This window comes from uncultured Campylobacter sp., assembly GCF_938018035.1.
Taxonomy (GTDB): domain Bacteria; phylum Campylobacterota; class Campylobacteria; order Campylobacterales; family Campylobacteraceae; genus Campylobacter_B.
In genome coordinates, this window is sequence record NZ_CALIJF010000066.1 from 1 (window position 1) to 1,179 (window position 1,179).

The 1,179-nt window shown below is 48.6% G+C and carries 1 protein-coding gene and 1 pseudogene; one reads left to right on the forward strand and one right to left on the reverse strand.

The genetic code is table 11. From position 1 onward, the window contains the following. A partial coding sequence (locus tag Q0257_RS02075) for a DUF234 domain-containing protein (protein WP_298020952.1) occupies window positions 1-695 on the reverse strand: 695 nt, incomplete at its 3' end. Window positions 696-769: 74 nt separating this feature from the next. Here Q0257_RS02075 and Q0257_RS02080 point away from each other — a divergent pair. Further along, window positions 770-1,179 (forward strand): annotated as a pseudogene (locus tag Q0257_RS02080) (aminotransferase class V-fold PLP-dependent enzyme); the annotation flags it as partial.

The following is a 1,179-nucleotide window of genomic DNA, read 5'->3' on the forward strand; positions in this document are numbered from 1 at the left end:
AGCTCGTTTAGCACGTTTTTTGAAATTTTTCGCTCCTTGTATTTGCACTCGCCCGCGACGCAAAAGCTTTCAAATTTCGCGTAGATGTCGATCTCGACCTCTTTGTTCCAAAAGCTTGAAATTTGCGAAATCTCTAAATTTAAATACTTCGCGAGCAGCTCTTTGCTTAAAATTTCAAACCCGAGCCCCGCGTAGGCGTTGAAATCCGCTTTGATTAGGCTTAGCACGCGTCCTATTTCGCCGCGGCGCAGCGCGGGCAGGTTCGGCTCGATAAATCTAAACCAAAACCTCGCAAAGTTGCTGCTAAAATGGACCTTGTCCGTGATATGGTAGCGGCGCAGCGCGCGCGGGAGGCGGTCGTTTTTGCGCTCTTTTTGCGCCCTTTGCTCGCTTGATTTTTCGGTGATTAAAAACTTCGCGTTTATGAGATCTGCGGTGATTTTTTGCGCCGTAAATCGCGGTAAGATTTTTGAAATTCCTATTTTTTTGCGGTCGCTTCTAGCGAATTTCATCAGCGCCTTTTTGATCTGCTCTTCGCACTCGCCGCCGAATTTAAAGCGCTCGCCGAGATGTTCAAAGCAGAGCAAAATTTCATTTTCGATCGCTTCGAAAACGTCCGCGTAGCCGCTTATGCAACCTATCTCGTCAAATACGAAATGAAACTGCAAAATCGCGTCGATATCAGCATCGCCCAAATTTCGCGCAGTGTCTTTTAACTCGTAAATTTCGCCCTCCTTGCGGGCATAATTTTAGCGAGTTTGGATATAATTTGCAAAAATTTTGGAGTCGCGCTTTGGATTTTGAAACGATCAAAGAAAACATCATCTTAAAAGAGGGGGTCAAATACTTCGATTTTGCCGCCTCGGGGCTTGCGTATCGCCCTATAGAAGCGGAGATCGAGCGCGTGCTTGCAACATACGCCAACGTCCACTCCGCAGGCGGAGCGAGCGCCGAGATCACGAGCGATTACTACGAAAACGCAAGAGCCAAAATCAAGGAGCTTCTGGGCTGCGAGGAGTGCTACTATCTGATCTCGTGCGGATTTGGCGCGACCGCGGCGATTAAGAAGCTTTGGGAAATTCTAGGCATCTACCTGCCGCCAGCGACGCGAGATAGGCTGAGTTTGCGGCGCGAGAGCCTAAAAGATCTGCCGCTTTTCATCATCTCGCCTTTTGAGCA